General features: G+C 61.4%; 1 protein-coding gene. It reads left to right on the forward strand.

Translation table 11 applies throughout. The annotated features are described in order from the left end of the window. The first annotated feature begins 661 nt into the window (after nt 1-661). Nucleotides 662-1,891: a group II intron reverse transcriptase/maturase gene (gene ltrA, locus AC628_RS41750; protein WP_245321623.1), complete on the forward strand. Its 1,230-nt coding sequence runs from the start codon at nt 662-664 to the stop codon at nt 1,889-1,891. Nucleotides 1,892-1,982 lie beyond the last annotated feature (91 nt).

Genomic DNA, 1,982 nt, shown 5'->3' on the forward strand with positions numbered 1-1,982 from the left:
AAGATTGTGATCTGAAACCTTTCAACGTGACCCAGAGGGTTCGACGCCCTCCCGGCAAAGGCGGAGCCCGCCAGCCGGAAGCGAGTCTTGCATGGGTGGCGGCAACGTCACTCGTGAAGCGTAGACAGCAGGTATCTAAGCCCTGTGGCAGCCTCGAAATCATGGTCGTGCTGAAGCCTTCGCCGTGTTGGGTGCGGGGGCAGCACCGGAAAGCCGCTATGGTCAGGTTTACCGGTTCGGCCGGGGTCTCTGAGCAGGGCAGAGGTACGGGATGGGTCACCCGGAAACCTGAGAGATCCCGTTCGTGCCCACATGGAAAGCCGGCACGGAGCACCGGCCTCAACAAAGCTCCAGGCCCGATGACCGACTTGGCGAGCATCGGGAGCGCGTACGCGAACACGAAACACCAAGGCATGTGGAATCCCGAGGCGAAGACATAAGCCGACGGACATGCGCGGCGGGAAGTCGTAGCGGCTTCGTAGTACTGAGGAAGGCGGGGAACTGGGCTCACCGGGACCCGCTGGAGGGAAGGGAGCCGTCACGCGTTAAGACCCATTGACGAGAAACACGGGAGGGAACGCTGAGTCCCACAAACCTGTCCACGAAACGACAATGGATAGCCGATCTGGCGAGGCAACATCCCGAGCGGGTGCTGACCTCGTTGCATCACCTGATCGACCGTGAATGGATGCTCGAGGCTTATCGTCTGACGCGCAAGGATGGCGCGCCCGGCGTCGACGGCATGATGGCGACGGACTATGAGGCGAACCTGGAGGCCAATCTCGATGATCTCCTGGCGCGCATCAAATCCGGCCGTTACATCGCGCCGCCGGTGCGACGGCACTACATCCCGAAGGCGGATGGGACCGAACGGCCACTCGGCATTCCGACACTGGAAGACAAGGTGGCGCAGCGGGCGATTCTCCTGCTCCTGGAGCCGATCTACGAGACGGACTTCTTGCCGTGCTCGTATGGCTTCCGACCGGGACGATCGGCCCATGATGCCCTACGCGCCCTGCGCAATGGGTTCATGGAGCAAGGGCTGCGCTGGGTGGTGGACGTCGATATCTCGAAATACTTCGACACCATCGATCACACGCACCTGCGCCGATTCCTCGATCAGCGAGTCACGGACGGCGTCATCCGGAGGATGATTGATAAATGGCTGAAGGCGGGGGTGCTCGAAAAGGGCATCCTACGCCGCACGACTGGTGGAACGCCTCAAGGCGGCGTGATCTCGCCACTGCTTGCAAACATCTATCTGCACCATGTGCTGGATGAATGGTTCGAGCAGGTGGCGCGACCGCGGCTCAAGGGGCGGTGCCAATTGGTTCGATACGCTGATGACGCGGTGATCGCCTTCGAGGACCACCTGTCCGGCAAGCGATTGCTGAATGTGTTGGGTAAGCGGCTCGGTCGGTACGGGCTTCAACTCCATCCGACCAAGACTCGCTTCGTAGACTTCCGGTTCAAACGCCCGGAAGGGCGTCATCCTGCGACGGCGGGGACCACATTTAACTTCCTTGGCTTCACCCATGTGTGGGGTCAATCGAGGAAGGGTAAGAATGTCGTCCGACAGACAACGGCAAAAGACCGTTATGCTCGCGCGCTGGCTTCCGTGATGGAATGGTGTCGGGTCAACCTGCATCGTCCATTCCGTGAACAGCACGCCCACTTGTCGCGGGTGATCCGGGGGCACTGCGCCTACTACGGCATCTCCGGAAACGGCCGACGGATCAGATGGTATCACCACCAGCTCGTGCGGATATGGAAGAAATGGCTCGCACGGCGTGGCCGCCACAGCAATCTGCCGTGGACGCGCTTCCGAGCCATGCTCGCGCGCTACCCGCTGCCAACAGCCAAGATCGTCCACCAATATGCCGTCTCGTGAGCGAAGCTTGCGCGTGAAGAACCGGATGCGGGTAATCCGCTCGTCCGGGTCTGTGAGGGGCGGGGATGGCAACACCCCCGCCTACTCGGCA

The organism is Bradyrhizobium sp. NAS96.2 (assembly GCF_001908235.1).
GTDB lineage: Bacteria > Pseudomonadota > Alphaproteobacteria > Rhizobiales > Xanthobacteraceae > Bradyrhizobium.